15 protein-coding genes are annotated in these 14771 nt (G+C 68.8%); 3 read left to right on the top strand and 12 right to left on the bottom strand.

Features of this window, described 5'->3' with window-relative positions:
- Window positions 1-89: 89 nt before the first annotated feature.
- The 10 genes from FFS20_RS16385 to clpS all read right to left on the bottom strand — a co-directional run bounded on the left by FFS20_RS16385 (window position 90) and on the right by clpS (window position 9839).
- Complete coding sequence (locus FFS20_RS16385; RefSeq protein ID WP_137826872.1) at window positions 90-1400, bottom strand: amidase; 1311 nt, start codon at window positions 1398-1400, stop codon at window positions 90-92.
- 24 nt (window positions 1401-1424) lie between these two features.
- Complete coding sequence (locus FFS20_RS16380; RefSeq protein WP_137826871.1) at window positions 1425-3203, bottom strand: ABC transporter ATP-binding protein; 1779 nt, start codon at window positions 3201-3203, stop codon at window positions 1425-1427.
- Between the two features lies 1 nt (window position 3204).
- A complete protein-coding gene (locus tag FFS20_RS16375) occupies window positions 3205-4110 on the bottom strand; it encodes an ABC transporter permease (protein WP_137826870.1) in 906 nt (301 codons plus the stop codon).
- Window positions 4107-5054: an ABC transporter permease gene (locus FFS20_RS16370; protein WP_137826869.1), complete on the bottom strand. Its 948-nt coding sequence runs from the start codon at window positions 5052-5054 to the stop codon at window positions 4107-4109. The genes FFS20_RS16375 and FFS20_RS16370 overlap by 4 nt, the downstream gene beginning before the upstream one ends.
- Before the next feature lie 12 nt (window positions 5055-5066).
- Window positions 5067-6566 carry an ABC transporter substrate-binding protein gene (locus FFS20_RS16365; protein WP_137826868.1) on the bottom strand — a complete coding sequence of 500 codons (1500 nt, stop codon included), beginning with the start codon at window positions 6564-6566 and terminating at the stop codon, window positions 5067-5069.
- A 145-nt stretch (window positions 6567-6711) separates the two neighbouring features.
- A complete protein-coding gene (gene rdgB, locus FFS20_RS16360; protein WP_137826867.1) occupies window positions 6712-7317 on the bottom strand; it encodes an RdgB/HAM1 family non-canonical purine NTP pyrophosphatase in 606 nt (201 codons plus the stop codon).
- Window positions 7314-8039, bottom strand: a complete 726-nt coding sequence (gene rph, locus FFS20_RS16355) for a ribonuclease PH (protein WP_137826866.1) — start codon at window positions 8037-8039, stop codon at window positions 7314-7316. The genes rdgB and rph overlap by 4 nt, the downstream gene beginning before the upstream one ends.
- An 88-nt stretch (window positions 8040-8127) precedes the next feature.
- Window positions 8128-8949, bottom strand: a complete 822-nt coding sequence (locus FFS20_RS16350) for an MBL fold metallo-hydrolase (RefSeq protein WP_137826865.1) — start codon at window positions 8947-8949, stop codon at window positions 8128-8130.
- Window positions 8946-9530, bottom strand: a complete 585-nt coding sequence (locus FFS20_RS16345; RefSeq protein ID WP_137826864.1) for a DUF2017 family protein — start codon at window positions 9528-9530, stop codon at window positions 8946-8948. The genes FFS20_RS16350 and FFS20_RS16345 overlap by 4 nt, the downstream gene beginning before the upstream one ends.
- Before the next feature lie 3 nt (window positions 9531-9533).
- Window positions 9534-9839: an ATP-dependent Clp protease adapter ClpS gene (gene clpS / locus FFS20_RS16340; protein ID WP_137826863.1), complete on the bottom strand. Its 306-nt coding sequence runs from the start codon at window positions 9837-9839 to the stop codon at window positions 9534-9536.
- 52 nt (window positions 9840-9891) lie between these two features.
- Between clpS and FFS20_RS16335 the strand changes: the two genes are divergently transcribed.
- Window positions 9892-11211 carry a nicotinate phosphoribosyltransferase gene (locus FFS20_RS16335; RefSeq protein ID WP_137826862.1) on the top strand — a complete coding sequence of 440 codons (1320 nt, stop codon included), beginning with the start codon at window positions 9892-9894 and terminating at the stop codon, window positions 11209-11211.
- 7 nt (window positions 11212-11218) lie between these two features.
- On the opposite strand, the gene FFS20_RS16330 is transcribed toward FFS20_RS16335, so the two are convergent.
- Both FFS20_RS16330 and FFS20_RS16325 read right to left on the bottom strand, forming a co-directional pair.
- On the bottom strand, window positions 11219-13000 hold the full coding sequence (locus FFS20_RS16330; protein WP_137826861.1) for a DEAD/DEAH box helicase: 1782 nt from the start codon (window positions 12998-13000) through the stop codon (window positions 11219-11221).
- Window positions 13001-13255, bottom strand: coding sequence for a DUF3039 domain-containing protein (locus FFS20_RS16325; protein WP_137826860.1), 255 nt, complete (start codon window positions 13253-13255; stop codon window positions 13001-13003). It lies immediately after the preceding gene.
- 31 nt (window positions 13256-13286) lie between these two features.
- On the opposite strand from FFS20_RS16325, the gene FFS20_RS16320 reads away from it, so the two are divergent.
- A complete protein-coding gene (locus FFS20_RS16320) occupies window positions 13287-13802 on the top strand; it encodes a flavin reductase family protein (protein WP_137826859.1) in 516 nt (171 codons plus the stop codon).
- Between the two features lie 110 nt (window positions 13803-13912).
- A complete protein-coding gene (locus FFS20_RS16315; protein WP_137826858.1) occupies window positions 13913-14569 on the top strand; it encodes a GNAT family protein in 657 nt (218 codons plus the stop codon).
- Window positions 14570-14771 lie beyond the last annotated feature (202 nt).

The raw sequence follows: 14771 nt of genomic DNA, 5'->3' as shown, positions 1-14771 counted from the left end.
CTCGAGCCTCGGCTACCGCACGCCCGCCGAAGCGCGCGCCGACTACACCCTTCAGGCCGCGATCGCCGCCTGATCCACAAAGAGATCGTCTACGAAACTTGACACAGCCCAGTGTACCCGCCGAGGACAGCCGCCGCCGGCTGCTCGGACATGTTGAAGGGCATCGTGAAGCCGATGTGGCCCATCTTCTCGGTCGCGTCCGGATACGGCATCGGCCACTCGGCGGGAAAGGCCGCTCCAGGGGCGACCGGCGAGAGCACGAGGTCGAACCCGCCGGTGGCGGCGATGGTGCGCCGGCGGATCTCCTGGACGCTGTGATAGCAGTCCATGAGCGTCGTGCCCGGCACGTCGGCTCCGCCCTGCGCCCATTGCCGGATATAAGGCAGGATGAGGTCCTGCTCGGACACCGGCAGAGCGCGCAGGTCAGTCCACGACCGCACCCGCCAGAACAGATCCATGTCCCGCAGCAGGTCGTCGTCGATGAACGGGTCGACGTCGACGACCTCGGCACCGGCCGCGGCGAACGTCCGCCCCGCCTCGGCGATCACCGCCGCGACCTCCGGATCCACCGGCTCACCGCAGCCGGCGTCGAGGTGGAGACCGATCCGCAGTCCCCGCGGCGAGAAGGCCGCATCCGGGTTGAGTCCGACAGTCCCGAGGTCTTCCTCGGCATCGGCGGCGAACCGCGGCAGCCGGGAGTAGTCGCGGTCATCGGGGGCGGAGATGACGGGCATCACCGCTGCGACATCGGCCATCGACCGTGCGAGCGGTCCCGCGCAGCGTCCGAAGTAGGGGACGTCGAGGGGAACCCGTCCGAAGCTCGGCTTGAGACCGGCCAGCCCCAACCACGTGCACGGCAGGCGGATCGACCCGCCGATGTCCGAACCGATGTGGATCGGACCGTACCCGGCAGCGGCCGCAGCTCCGGCTCCCGCACTCGACCCTCCGGTCGTCAGGCTCGGGTCGAGCGGGGAGCGGGTGATCCCGTGGAGGGAGGAGACCCCGGACGAGAGCATCCCCCAGTCCGGCATCGTCGTCGACCCGACGATGACGGCACCGGCCTCCTGAAGTCGCTCGGTGATCGGCGCATCATTGTCGGCGACGGGAACCTCGACCCAGGCATGTCCCGAGGGCATCGGCACTCCCCGGCGTGCGATGTTCTCCTTGATCGTCACCGGCACCCCGTCGAGGCGACTGAGCGGTCGGTTCTCCCGCCACCGCCGGGCACTCGCCTCGGCAGCCGCGGTCGACCGCGCATCGTCGCGGTGGACGAGGGCGTTGATGACCGGCTCCCATGCGTCCATCCGCTCTGCCACGGCAGCGAACACGTCGCGCGGATCGAAGTCCCCGGCGGCGAAGCCCGCCGTCATCTCCGCAGCTGAGCGGTCGGCCAAGGTCATCGTCGTCCTTCTCTCTTCTCGGGGTCAGCGGGCGCCGGCGAGCGCCTCGGCGAGGTTGGGCGTCGCCGCGATGAGGCTTCTCGTGTACTCCTCACGCGGGTGTGCGTAGACGCCCTCGGTCGTGCCGGCCTCGACGATGCGACCGTCCTTCATGACGACGACGTCCGAGCACAGGTGGCGGACGACGCCGAGGTCGTGGGAGACGAAGACGAGGGTGAGGGCGTAGTCGTCGACGAGGTCGCTGAGCAGGTTGAGCACCTGCGCGCGCACGGAGACGTCGAGGGCGGAGACCGGTTCGTCGGCGACGAGGATCTGCGGGCGGGAGACGAGGGCACGGGCGATCGAGATCCGCTGCCGCTGCCCGCCGGAGAACTGGTGCGGGTAGCGGCGCATCGTGGCCGGGTCGAGGTCGACGGCACGCAGCATCTCCTCGACCCTGGCCTCCCGCTCCTCCCGTCCGATGCCCTTGGCGATGAGCGGTTCGGCGACGATGTCGGCGATGCGCATGCGCGGGTCGAGGGAGGCGAACGGATCCTGGAAGACGATCTGCAGGTGCTCGCGCAGGGTCTTCAGGTCTGCCGCGGACGCCGATTCGACGGTGATGTCGCCGACGCGCACATGCCCGGTCGTCGGGGTGTCGAGGCCGGCGAGGATGGACAGCAGCGTCGACTTCCCCGACCCGGATTCGCCGACGATGCCGAGCCGCTGTCCGCGGGCGACGCTGAGGTCGATGCTCTCGAGGGCCTGGACGGGCCGGCGGCGCCGGAAGAGGAGTCCGCCCGTGCGGTAGAGCTTCGAGACACCGGCGACCTCGATGAGCGGGTCCGGGTCTCCCCCCTCGGGTGCCGACTGTGCCCGCTGGACGACGCCGCGCGCCGAGGCGGTCACCGGCCTGTCCGTCGCCCCACCGGGGGACGGCGGGGCGAATCTCGAGAGCGGGTCCGACCGCTCGGTTCCGCCGGGCCCCGCGTACTCCCCTGCGGTGCGCAGCGTGAAGAGCCGTCCGTTCTCATCGGTGGCCTCGAGGTCGGAGGAGGCGAGGAGGCCGCGCGTGTACGCGTGCTGGGGGTCGGTGAAGACCTCCACGACGCTGCCGGTCTCGACGATCCGGCCCCCGTGCATGACGATGACGCGGTCGCAGAGGCCGGCGACGACGGCAAGGTCGTGGGTGATGAAGAGGAGACCCGCCCCCACAGCGTCGACGCGTTCGGAGATGAGGTCGAGCATGTGCTTCTGCACGGTGACGTCGAGCGCGGTCGTCGGCTCGTCGCAGATGAGCAGGCGCGGCGAGTTCGCGAGTGCGATGGCGAGCATGACCCGCTGCCGCTGGCCGCCGGAGAGCTGGTGCGGATAGGCGAACCGCGCCCCGTCGGGGTCGGGCATGTGCACGCTGACGAGGAGGTCGCGGACCCGCGCGGGGATCTCAGCCCGTGGCACGCCGCCGTGGAGGCGGAGCACCTCGGCGATCTGGTCGCCGACGCGCATGAGCGGGTTGAGCGCGCTCATCGGCTCCTGGAACACCATCGACACGAGATCCGAGCGCATCCGGGCCAGTCGCCGTTCGCTCGCTTCGAGGACGTTGCCGTCGAAGCCCGCCAGGGTCACGGAACCGGCGGCGGAGAGCTCCTCGGGCAGCAGCCCCATGATCGACAGCGCGGTCAGGGACTTCCCCGATCCGGACTCCCCGATGAGTCCGACCCGCTCCCCCGGCGCCATCGTCAGGGACACGCCGTCGACGACGGGGGCGCCCGAATCGGCCGGGGTGATCGTCAGCCCGGCGACGTCGAGGAGGGTCTCGGCCATCTCAGCGCACCTCCATCTTCGGGTCGAAGCGGTCCCGCAGGCCGTCGCCGAGGAGGTTGAACCCGAGGACGGCGAGCGCGATGAAGAGGCCCGGCCACAGCGCGAGTTCGGGGTGGGTGGTGAGGAACTGCTGGGACTCCTGGAGCATCCGTCCCCACGACGGCACCGGCGCCTGGGTGCCGAGACCGAGGAAGGACAGACCCGCCTCGGCGAGGACGGCGATGGCGAACGTCACGGACGCCTGGACGATGACCATGCCGGCGATGTTCGGCAGGACGTGGACGACGGCGATCGCGCCGGGGCTGCGGTTGGCGGCGCGGGCCGCGCGCACGTAGTCGGAACCAAGCACCTGCAGTGTGCCGGAGCGGGCGACGCGGGCGAACCCGGGGATCGAGGCGATGCCGACGGCGGCCATCGCCGGTCCGGTGCCGGGTTGGTAGACGGCGGCGAAGATGATCGCCAGGAGCAGGGCGGGGAAGGCGAGGAGGATGTCGTTGGCGCGCATGATCGCCGCGCCGATCCACCCGCCCCACGGGTACTGGGCGAAGACGGCGGCGAGGATGCCGATCGGGGTGCCGATGAGCAGGGCGATGCCGACGGCAACGACGCCGACCAGGAGCGTGATCCGCGCCCCGTCCATGATCCACGTCAGGGTGTCACGGCCGAACCGGTCGGTGCCGAAGGGGTGCGCCGGGCTCGCGGATTCGAGTCGCGCGGCGGGGTCGACGGCACCCGGATCATAGGGCGTCCAGACGAAGGAGATGAGCGCGAGGACGACGATGAGGGCGACGAGGACGCCCCCGATGAGCAGCGGCGCACCGAGGCGGCGTCGCCTCCGCTTGGGGACGGCAGGTGCCGCTGCGGCGGGGTCGGTGGCGACGGTGTCGCGGGGGTTGGGCTCGCTCATGCGGCATTCCTCAGACGCGGGTCGACGACGGGATAGAGGAGGTCGACGATGAAGTTGATGATGAGGACGAGGACGATGAGGACCATGACGATGCCCTGCACGGTGAGCAGGTCGCGGTTGGCCACGGCCCGCACGAGCTCCGAGCCGATGCCGGGGAGGACGAAGATCTGCTCGATGACGACGGCGCCGACGAGGAGGGTCGCGAGCTGGACGCCGGCGACGGTGATGACGGGGATCGCGGCATTGCGCAGACCGTGGGCGAAGAGCGCCCGGGTGCGGGTCAGGCCCTTCGCCCGGGCGGTGCGGATGAAGTCCTCCCGCATGACGTCGAGGACCGCCGAGCGGACGTAGCGGGTGAGGATCGCGGCCTGGACGAGGGCCAGGGCCACGACAGGGAGGACGAGGCCTGCGAGGAAGTCGCCGAAGCCCTCGATCGGCGCCGTCCACCCCTGGGAGGGGAACCATCCCAGGGTGAGGGAGAAGACCATGACGAGGAGGATGGCGGCGAGGAAGTTGGGGATCGCGATCCCGATCTGGCTGAGTGCGGAGATCGTCGCGCCCACCCAGTTGCGCTGCTCGAGGGCGGCGAAGGTGCCCAACGGCACGGCGATGGCGACGGCGAGGACGATCGCGGTGACGACGATGATCGCGGTGACCTGGACGCTGTCGACGATGACCGGGGTGATCTGCGTGCCCGTGACGTACGAGGTGCCGAAGTCGCCCTGGACCATGCCGCCGACCCAGTCGAGGTAGCGGACGATCGGGGGCTCATCGAGACCGTACCGGGCTTCGAGGGCGGCGACGGCCTCCGGTGTCGCGTTCGTTCCCAGCGCCACCTGTGCCGCGTTGCCCGGCAGGACGCTCATCAGCGCGAAGACGATCACCGAGGCGACGAAGAGGGAGAGGAGGAACTGGACGAACCGACCGAGGATGTAGGCGAGCATGGGCGACGGGTCTCACGCCCAGCTGAGATCGGCGATGCGGAAGGCGTCGGAGACGCGGTTGGCCGGGATCCCGCTGACGTCGGCCTTCGCGACGACGAGGTTGGGGAAGAGGAAGAGGAAGTCGGCGGCGGCATCCTCGGTGATCGTGCGCGCGATGTCCTTCATGCCGGAGATGTACTCCTCCTCGGTGCCGGTGTCGGCCTTCTCCGCGAGCTCCTTGATCTTCGTGTCGTCGTAGCCGGTGTAGTAGTCGGAGGAGAACACCGTGAGCAGGTCGCGGGGTTCGGCGTGGTTGATCACCGACATGTCGTATTCGTGCTTCGTGAACGTCTTGTCGAGCCACACGGCGGGGAACTCCTGTGTCTCGATTCGCGCTTTGAGCCCGACGGCCTCGAGCTGGGAGGACACGATCTCGGAGATCGCCTTCGCATACGGCAGGTTCGGCACGGTGAAGGCGAACTCCTCGCCGCTGATCCCCGCCTCGTCGACGAGCGACTTCGCCTTCTCCGGGTCGTAGGGCCACACCTGGGTGAGGTCTTCGTAGTACGGGTCCGTGGGCGGAACCATCGACCCGATGAGCTCCCCGTAGCCGGCCCAGGCGGTGTCGAGCACGGCCTGGCGGTCGATGGCGTACATCACGGCCTCGCGTGCGGTCTTGTCGGCGAAGATGCCCTCGGCGTTGTTCATCGAGAGGACGACTTCGCCGTTCGTCGTTCCGGAGACGATCTGGTAGTCGTCGTTCTGGAATTCGCTGGCGAGCTCCGGGGCCTGCAGGTTCGAGACGACGTCGATCTCCCCGGACTTCAGGGCGTTCGCCGCCGACACCGCGTCCTTGAAGTACTTGAACTCGACGTTGGCCACCGCGGGCTGCTCACCCCAGTAGTCGTCGCGGGCGACGAAGTCGATGGACTGTCCGCGCGTGAACGAGTCGACGGCATACGGGCCCGTCCCGATCGCCTGGTTCGCGAGATCGTCGGTGCCGGCGGTGTCGAAGACGGCGCCGACGAGGGTGGTGAGGTTGAACAGCCAAATGTTCGACGGCTTCGCCAGGGTGATCTCCACGGTGGAGTCATCGGGAGTTGTGATCTCCTCGACGATGTCCATCTTCGACTTCAGCGGGTTCTGCCATTCGTTCTGCACGCGTTCGTACGAGTACTTCACGTCCTCGCTCGTCAGCTCCGCACCGTTGGAGAACGTCACTCCGTCGCGCAGGGTGAACGTGTAGGTCCGCCGGTCATCGGAGACGTCCCATTCCTGCGCGAGGGCGGGCTGAATCTTGCCCTGTTCGTCGACGCGGACGAGGGATTCGTAGACGTTCTCCATGAGCGCCTCGGGGATCGCCACCCCGGAGGTCGAGGTGAAGTCGAGGTTGACCGGTTCGGCGGTGAACGCGATCGCCATCGAGTCGTTCTGCCCCTCCCCCGGGTCCGAGGCTCCCGCGGAGCACGCTGACAGGAACAGGGTCGCAGCGGCTGCGGCCGCGACCAGGAGTGTGGCGCGCGGAGTCTTCATCGTTCACCTCGTAGTTCGGGATGCCCATCGGCTCTGTCAGTGTATCCGAGCCCGGGCCCCGTGAACGTGGCGGGGGTCACATCGTGAGCGGCTGATCTGGAACGGGACTGCTGCCTGCGGCAGGGACCCCGTCACCGAGGCGGTCTCAGAGTCCGGATTCGGCGCCGAGGATCGCGGCGAGCGCGTCGAAGGCGATGCGCCGGTGCGAACGGGCGTTCTTCTCCTCCGGCGTCATCTCGGCGGCGCTGATCTCCGACCCGCTGGGGATGAAGATCGGGTCGTAGCCGAATCCGCCGTCCCCGGCCGGTGCGGTCGCCAGGTGCCCGGGCATGACCCCCTCGGTGACGAATTCGCGTCCGTCGGGGGTGACGGCGGCGGCCGCGCAGCGGAACTGGGCGCCGCGGTGCTCGGCGGCGATGTCGGACAGCTGGGCGAGGAGGAGCTCGAGGTTCGCGGCGTCGTCTCCGTGCCGACCGGCCCAGCGGGCGGAGAAGATGCCAGGGGCTCCGCCGAGGACGTCGACGGCGATGCCGGAGTCATCGGCGATCGCCGTCTTCCCGGTGGCCCGCGCCGCGGCCCGGGCCTTGATGAGCGCGTTCTCCTCGAACGTCACCCCGGTCTCGGCGACATCGGGCAGTCCCGCCTCGGCGGCGGTGAGCACCGTGGTGTCCTCCCCGAGGACGGGCAGGAGGATGGCCAGGAGCTCGCGCTTCTTCTTCTCGTTGTGGGTGGCGAGGACGAACGTCGTCATCGGCCGAGCACTTCGGCCTGGAGTTCGGTGAGGTCCTTACAGCCCTTCGCGGCGAGATCGAGGAGGGCACCGAGTTCGTCCCGATCGAACGGGGCGCCTTCGGCAGTGCCCTGGACCTCGACGAACTTGCCCGACCCGGTCATGACGACGTTCATGTCGGTCTCGGCCGTCGAGTCCTCGACGTAGGGCAGGTCGAGGACGGGCCGGCCCTCGACGATGCCGACGCTGATCGCGGCGACGGAGTCGATGAGCGGACGGTTCGCGGCCGGGATGATGCCGCTCGAGCGTCCGCGCTCGATGGCATCGGCCATCGCGACGTAGGCGCCGGTGATCGATGCGGTGCGGGTGCCGCCGTCGGCCTGGAGGACATCGCAGTCGAGGACGAGCGTGTTCTCCCCGAGCTTCGTCATGTCGATGACGGCGCGCAGGCTGCGGCCGATAAGGCGGGAGATCTCATGGGTGCGGCCCCCGAGCTTGCCCTTGACGGATTCGCGGGTGCTGCGGGAGTCCGTGGCGCGCGGGAGCATCGCGTACTCTGCGGTCACCCAGCCACGGCCCTGGCCTTTGAGCCAGCGGGGCACGCCCTCGGTCAGGGAGGCCGCGCACAGCACCCGGGTGTTGCCGAACTCGATGAGCGCCGAGCCCTCGGCGGTGGTGATCCAGTTGCGGGTGATCTTCACATCGCGGAGTTCGTCCGCCTGTCGTCCGTCGGCGCGCGTCATGATTCGTCCGTCCTCAGTCTCGGTGGGTGGTGGCTGATCGGTGGTGGCTGGTGGCTGGTCGGTCGTCGGCGGAGTCGGCGAGGCGGCCTCACACGGTCCACCAGGCTCCGGGCTTCGCGAGTTCGATGGGTCCACGGTACTCGCCTGCGGCCTCACCGCGGACGATCGTGCAGTTCGTCCACACCGGGATGTGAGTGAGCACGAGTGACTTGACGTCGGCGGTCGCGGCGACGCGGCCGGCGCGGCGACCGGTGAGGTGGACGCCGCGCACGGTGTCCCGGCCCTCCTGGAAGGCGGCTTCGCAGAGGAAGAGGTCAGCGCCGGCGGCGGCGGCGACGAGGTTGTCGCATTCGTCGGTGTCGGCGGAGTAGACGAGCACGCGGCCGTTCGCATCGGTGATCCGCAGCGCGTAGGTCTCGACGGGATGGGCGACGAGGAAGGCCTCGACGGTGAGCGACCCGATGGTCATCACCGCGCGGTCGTCGAGGTCGACGAACTCGAAGGGCCGACCGAAGTCGGTGTCCTCGCAGCCCTCGGCGACCGGGGACTTGCCCGGCGGCGTCTGGTAGGCCCGGGTCAGCCGCTCCTTCGCCCCGGCCGGGGCGAGGACGGTCGTGCGGGTCCGGATGGTGCCGGTGTCGGTGATGTCGCCGCTGAAGAAGCGCGGGTCGTAGCAGTGCCGGACGTAGAGCCCCATCATGTCCATGCAGTGGTCGGGATGGAGGTGGCTGAGCACGACCGCGGACACGGAGTCGAGGTCGACGGCCTGCTGGAGCGGGGTGAGCGCCCCGGATCCGAGGTCGAGCACGATCCTCGTCGGGGACTCCTCGTCGGTCTCGACGAGGTAGCAGCTGGCGGCGGATCCGGGTCCGGGGAACGACCCGGCGGTGCCGAGGGCGGTGAGTCTCATGCGTCCTCGTCCCCCTGCATCTCCGCGAGCAGGGACGTCGTCAGGCGGTCCTGGATCCAGGTGAGGAAGTCGTAGAGGGTGAGCGTGAGCTCTTCGGATTCGTCGAGCTCGCCGCGGCGGGCGTACGTCTCCTCCTGAGCCTCCTCGGTGTCGATGCCCAGGCGCACGGCGAGGACGAGCCGCAGGTCGTTGAGTCCCTTCATCCACGCGAGGACGTCGTCGCGGGTCAGGGTGATCGCGGCTCCGCGGCGCAGACCCATGAGGATGATCCGCACGTTGTGCGCCTTCGCCTGCGCGAGATCGAATTCGGTGAGGCGACGGAACTCAGCGGACCGCTCCTCGTCGAGCGGGTCGACGTCGGGGAAGAGACGGAGCAGGGCCGGGTCGTCGGGACGGGGCCGTTCGATGAGGCCGAGACGGGCCTCCCAGTTCTCCGAATCGGGGCGGCTGTCCTCATCGCCGTCCTCGGTCTCCTCGCTCAGGAGCGCGGCGAGGTCGGTGAAGACGGTGAGCATGAGGGAACGTTCGTTGTCCTCGAGTCTGAGGACGACGTCGTCCCCTCGAGCATCTATGGCGGCCATGCGTCAGTCGGATCCTGTTTCTGGTTGGCACGCGGCCCATAGGCCGAATTCGTGCATCGCTTGGGTGTCGCGCTCCATCTCCTCGCGTCCGCCGGTGGCGACGACAGAGCGCCCGTTCTCGTGGACTTCGAGCATGAGCGTGTGCGCCTTCTCCGCGGAATAGCCGAAGTAGCTCTGGAAGACGTAGCTGACGTAGCTCATGAGATTGACCGGGTCGTTGAAGACGACGGTCTTCCATGGTCGGGCCCTGTCCTGGTCGGTCCGCTCCCGGACATCGGGCTCGAGAACAGGGGTCGTTGGATTGCTCACGTTTCCACAATACGGCAGATCGCCGAGGCTGTCGTGACGTAAGATCGCGCCTATGAGTGATCTCACACGCACCGGTTCCACTGCGTTCTTCACCGATCAGTACGAATTGACGATGGTGCAGGCCGCCTTGAGATCCGGAGCTGCTCACCGCCGCAGCCTCTTCGAGGTCTTCGGCCGCAGCCTTCCCGCCGGGCGCCGCTACGGCGTCGTCGCCGGCACCGGTCGGATCCTCGAGATGCTCGGGGACTTCCGCTTCGACGATGAGCAGCTGAGCTTCCTCAGCCGTGAGCAGATCGTGGACAAGGAGACCATCGACTGGCTCGCGAACTACCGGTTCACCGGCACGATCCGCGGGTACGCCGAAGGGGAGATCTACTTCCCGGGCTCACCGCTGCTGACGATCGAGGCGAGCTTCGCCGAGGGCGTCATCCTCGAGACCCTCATCCTCTCCGCGCTCAACTACGACTGCGCTGTCGCCTCCGCGGCCTCCCGGATGGCGCAGGCCGCCGGCGATCGTCCGTGCGCGGAGATGGGCGGGAGGCGGACGAACGAACATGCCGCCGTCGCGGCCGCCCGCGCGGCCGTCATCGGCGGATTCTCCTCGACGTCGAATCTCGCCGCGGGCCTCGAGTACGGCCTGCCGACGATCGGCACCTCGGCCCATTCGTTCACGCTCCTCCACGACTCCGAACGCGAGGCGTTCGCCGCGCAGCTGTCGTCGCTGGGCACCGACACGACGCTGCTCCTCGACACCTACGACGTCGAGGAGGCGCTGCGGACGGCGATCGACCTCGCCGGCGACCGCCTCGGCGGGGTCCGCATCGATTCGGGTGACCTCATCGAACAGGCCAGCGAGGTGCGGGCCGGACTCGACCGCCTCGGGGCCAAGGACACGACGATCACGGTGACGAGCGACCTCGACGAGTATGCGATCGCCGCGCTCGCGGCCTCCCCCGTCGACGCGTACGGTGTCGGCACCCGGGTCGTCACCGGGTCAGGGGCGCCGGCTGCGGGGCTAGTCTACAAGCTCGTGGCCCGCGCCGACGAAGCGGGAACGTGGACGGCGGTGGCGAAGAACTCCAGCGGCAAGCCCTCCCGCGGCGGCCACAAGGAGGCCAGGCGCCTCATCGACGGGGCGATCGCCGTCGAGGAGGCCGTCGGCATTCCCGATCTGCCCGCCGATCTCGACGACGGACGGCATCTGTCGGTCGATCTCGTCGTCGCCGGTGAGGTCGACGAATCGTACACCGGTCCCGGCGGAGTGAAGAAGGCATGCGCCCGCCACGACGAGTCGCTGGCCGAGCTGCCGCGGTCGGCCCGCCGCCTCCAGGACGGCGAACCGGCGATTCCCACGGTCTTCTACGCGAACTGAGGCCGCGTCACTTCCGGCCGATGAACCAGTCCTGAAGCTTCTTGATCCGCGCCTGGATCTGCTCACGGGTGGCCTGGGCGACCGCCGGGCCGCCGCACGCTCTGCGGAGTTCGACGTGGACGTTCTTGTGCGGGGTGCCGGTCCGCCGCGACCACGCGCCGACGAGGCTCTGGAGCTGGTCGCGCTCCTCCTTCATCGCCCGGTGCTCGAGTTCGCTGGTGTGGACCTCTGCCGCGGGCGGTGCCGCCGCGGTCTTCCGCTGCGCCTGCCTGGCCTGCTGGGTGCGCAGCAGCTCGTGGACCTGTTCGGGTTCGAGGAGGCCGGGGATGCCGATGAAGTCGAGTTCGTCCTCGGAGCCGATCGCGCCACCGGTGCCGAACTCACCGCCGTCGAAGAGCACCCGGTCGAAGAGCGCCTCGGCGCCGAGGGCTTCGAACGACCCGAGCTGGTCGGACGCGCCCTCGTTGCGGTTGGCCTGTTCGAGGGCCTGATCATCGAAGACGACGACGTCGTTCTCGTCCTCGTTGCGCGGCCGGTCGAGGGCGTGGTCGCGTTCGACCTCCATCGTGTTGGCCAGGGCGAGGAGGATCGGGACCGAGGGCAGGAACACCGAGGCGGTCTCCCCGCGCTTGCGGGCGCGCACGAAGCGGCCGATGGCCTGTGCGAAGAAGAGCGGGGTCGACGACGAGGTCGCGTAGACGCCGACGCACAGACGCGGGACGTCGACGCCTTCGGAGACCATGCGCACAGCGACCATCCACCGGTCCGTCGAGTTCTGGAACTCCTCGATGCGCGCGGAGGCGCCGGCTTCGTCGGAGAGGACGACGGTGGGCCTCTCCCCCGTGATCTCGCGCAGCACCTTCGCATAGGCGCGGGCGGCGTCCTGGTCGGTGGCGATGACGAGGCCACCGGCGTCGGGGACGGTGCGGCGGACCTCGGTCAGCCGGATGTCGGCAGCTTTGAGCACGGCGGGGATCCAGTCGCCGGCGGGATCGAGCGCGGTCCGCCAGGCCTGGGAGTTGATGTCCTTCGTCGTCTCCTCGCCGAGGACGTGCGACATCTCGTCTCCGGCCTTCGTCCGCCACGACATCGCACCGGCGTAGGCGAGGAAGAGGACGGGGCGGACGACGGAGTCCTTGAGTGCGCGGCCGTAGCCGTACGAGTAGTCGGCGACGGAGGTGCGGATGCCCTCGGCGTCGGGGGCATAGGTGACGAACGGGATCGGCGAGGTGTCCGACCGGAACGGGGTGCCGGTCAGCGACAGGCGTCGCACCGCCGGGCCGAAGGCCTCTCGCACGGCATCGCCCCAGGACAGGGCGTCACCGGCGTGGTGGACCTCGTCGAGGATGACGAGGGTTCGCCCGGCAGCGGTGCGGTTGTGGTGGAGTGCGGGCTTCGCAGCGACCTGGGCGTAGGTGAGGGCGACTCCGTGGTACCCGGGGGCGTGCTTGCCCTGCGAGTTCTTGAAGTGCGGGTCGAGTTTGATGCCGACGCGCGCGGCCGAGTCGGCCCACTGGACCTTGAGGTGTTCGGTGGGTGCGACGACGGTGACGCGGTTGACGACGCGCTGGGCGAGGAGTTCGGCGGCCAGGCGCAGCGCGAACGTCGTCTTGCCGGCGCCCGGGGTCGCCACGGCGAGGAAGTCCTTGGGCTGGTCCCGGAAGTAGAGGTCGAGGGCCTCGGCCTGCCATGCGCGCAGTTTGCCGGCCGTTCCCCACGCTGCGCGCTCGGGGAAGGCCGGTGGGAGCTGTTCGGCGGCGGAGGTCCCTGGGAGACGTTCCGCGGCCATTTACTCCTTGGGTCCTTCAGGCATCGATTCGAAGATCTCTTTGCATTTCGGGCAGACGGGGAAGCGCTCGGGGTCCCGGCTCGGCACCCACACCTTTCCGCACAGGGCGATGAGCGGGGTGCCCGTGACCATGGACTCCATGATCTTGTCCTTGGGCGCGTAGTGGCTGTACCGTTCGTGGTCACCGGGTTCGACAAGCTGCTCGCTCTGCTCGCGCTCGATCGTCGCCGAACCGCCTGTAGCTGGATAGGTCATGGCTCCATTGTAGTTCCCTAGAATGGGAACCATGGATCGGTCCCACGAGTATTCGCTCACAGAGCGCTACCGCGAGCTCAGTGACGACATCGCCGCCGCTGTCGCCGTGGTCTCGGCCAGGCGCGGGCAGGCGGCGCATGCGATCACGGTCGACTCGTTCCTCGACGTCTCCTACGACCCGCCGACGATGGCGGTGAGCATCTACTCGGGGTCGCGGATGATGGAGACCTTGGAGATGAGCGACCATTTCGCGATCTCCGTCCTCGCCTCTGATCAGCGGGATCTCTCCGAACGGCTCGGCGCTTCGGGTCAGCCTCTCTACGGTGCGCTCGGCGGGATCGGGAACTTCCCTGCCCCGCGGTCGGGACAGCCCGTGCTCGACGGCGCGATCGCCTGGTTCGAGCTCCGGCTCACCGACATCCTCACCGTCGCCACCCACAGTCTCGTCGTCGGGGAGGTCATCGCCCTCGGCGCCGGTGCCGACAGCGGCAAGTCGCAGCCGCTGCTGCGGTGGCGCAAGGCCTACGGCACGATCGGCCCCCGCTGACCCGCCCCTCTCCGCACCCGATGGGCGCGCGACATGTCGATGTCGGAACGCGGAGTCCCCTTCCGGCACGCTGAGCCCCCTTCGGGGTCGCTGAGGCCTAGACTCGGGGCATGGATTTGGCAGCGATCTGGCCGCCCTTCGGGCTGCGCATCACGATGGGAACGATGGAACTCACGCCGACACGGGAGTCCGATTATCCCGAACTCGCAGAGATCGCCCGTGGCGGAGTCCGGCGTGACACTGCGCCGGCATTCCTCGTCGACTGGGATTCGGGAACCGATGAGGAGATCGCGACGAACATCGCTCAGTTCCAGTGGGCCACTCGGGCGAACTTCTCACGGCAGGAGTGGACCATCGAGTTCACCGTCCGCGTCGATGGACGGGTCATCGGCCTGCAGGGCATCACCGGCAAGGACTTCCTCGCCACGAAGTCGGTGACGACAGGATCGTGGCTGGCACGGGCCGAGCAGGGTCAGGGGTACGGGACGCAGATGCGTCGTGCCGTCGTCACCGCGTTCACCGATCACTTCGACGTCGAGGTCTTCCATACCGCGCATATCGACGGCAACGATCCGAGTCGCCGGGTCTCCGAGAAGCTCGGCTACTCCCCCAACGGGCAGAAGCGCATCGTCGTCCAGGACGGCAAAGCGCACACGGAGCACCAGCTGATGCTGCCGGCTGCCGACATCATTCGCGGGCCCGAGCCGGTCGAGGTCACCGGCACCGAGGCAGTCCGCCGCTTCCTCGGACTCGACACCCCCAGCTGACTACAGCAGACACCCCAACCGGCGCGACACCCGGTCCGGTGCATGAATGCAGAAAGTGGGGGCACCCAACAAAGGAGTGCCCCCACCATCAAAGAATATTGCGGCAGTCACTTACTCTCCCACAACCACCAAGTTGCAGTACCATCAGCATGACATGGGCTTAGCTACCGGGATCGGAACGGTTAACCGGGCGTTTCCCCAC

The sequence above is a fragment of the Brevibacterium sp. 2SA genome, from assembly GCF_005502845.1.
Lineage (GTDB): Bacteria > Actinomycetota > Actinomycetes > Actinomycetales > Brevibacteriaceae > Brevibacterium.
This window is presented reverse-complemented; position numbering and strand designations above follow the sequence as displayed.

Excerpts from the sequence above, each read along its gene's own strand:
- FFS20_RS16385 (WP_137826872.1), bottom strand. The coding sequence starts at position 1,400 with ATGACCTTGGCCGACCGCTCAGCTGCGGAGATGACGGCGGGCTTCGCC.
- FFS20_RS16380 (WP_137826871.1), bottom strand. The coding sequence starts at position 3,203 with ATGGCCGAGACCCTCCTCGACGTCGCCGGGCTGACGATCACCCCGGCC.
- FFS20_RS16375 (WP_137826870.1), bottom strand. The coding sequence starts at position 4,110 with ATGAGCGAGCCCAACCCCCGCGACACCGTCGCCACCGACCCCGCCGCA.
- FFS20_RS16370 (WP_137826869.1), bottom strand. The coding sequence starts at position 5,054 with ATGCTCGCCTACATCCTCGGTCGGTTCGTCCAGTTCCTCCTCTCCCTC.
- FFS20_RS16365 (WP_137826868.1), bottom strand. The coding sequence starts at position 6,566 with ATGAAGACTCCGCGCGCCACACTCCTGGTCGCGGCCGCAGCCGCTGCG.
- rdgB (WP_137826867.1), bottom strand. The coding sequence starts at position 7,317 with ATGACGACGTTCGTCCTCGCCACCCACAACGAGAAGAAGAAGCGCGAG.
- rph (WP_137826866.1), bottom strand. The coding sequence starts at position 8,039 with ATGACGCGCGCCGACGGACGACAGGCGGACGAACTCCGCGATGTGAAG.
- FFS20_RS16350 (WP_137826865.1), bottom strand. The coding sequence starts at position 8,949 with ATGAGACTCACCGCCCTCGGCACCGCCGGGTCGTTCCCCGGACCCGGA.
- FFS20_RS16345 (WP_137826864.1), bottom strand. The coding sequence starts at position 9,530 with ATGGCCGCCATAGATGCTCGAGGGGACGACGTCGTCCTCAGACTCGAG.
- FFS20_RS16335 (WP_137826862.1), top strand. The coding sequence starts at position 9,892 with ATGAGTGATCTCACACGCACCGGTTCCACTGCGTTCTTCACCGATCAG.
- FFS20_RS16330 (WP_137826861.1), bottom strand. The coding sequence starts at position 13,000 with ATGGCCGCGGAACGTCTCCCAGGGACCTCCGCCGCCGAACAGCTCCCA.
- FFS20_RS16325 (WP_137826860.1), bottom strand. The coding sequence starts at position 13,255 with ATGACCTATCCAGCTACAGGCGGTTCGGCGACGATCGAGCGCGAGCAG.
- FFS20_RS16320 (WP_137826859.1), top strand. The coding sequence starts at position 13,287 with ATGGATCGGTCCCACGAGTATTCGCTCACAGAGCGCTACCGCGAGCTC.
- FFS20_RS16315 (WP_137826858.1), top strand. The coding sequence starts at position 13,913 with ATGGATTTGGCAGCGATCTGGCCGCCCTTCGGGCTGCGCATCACGATG.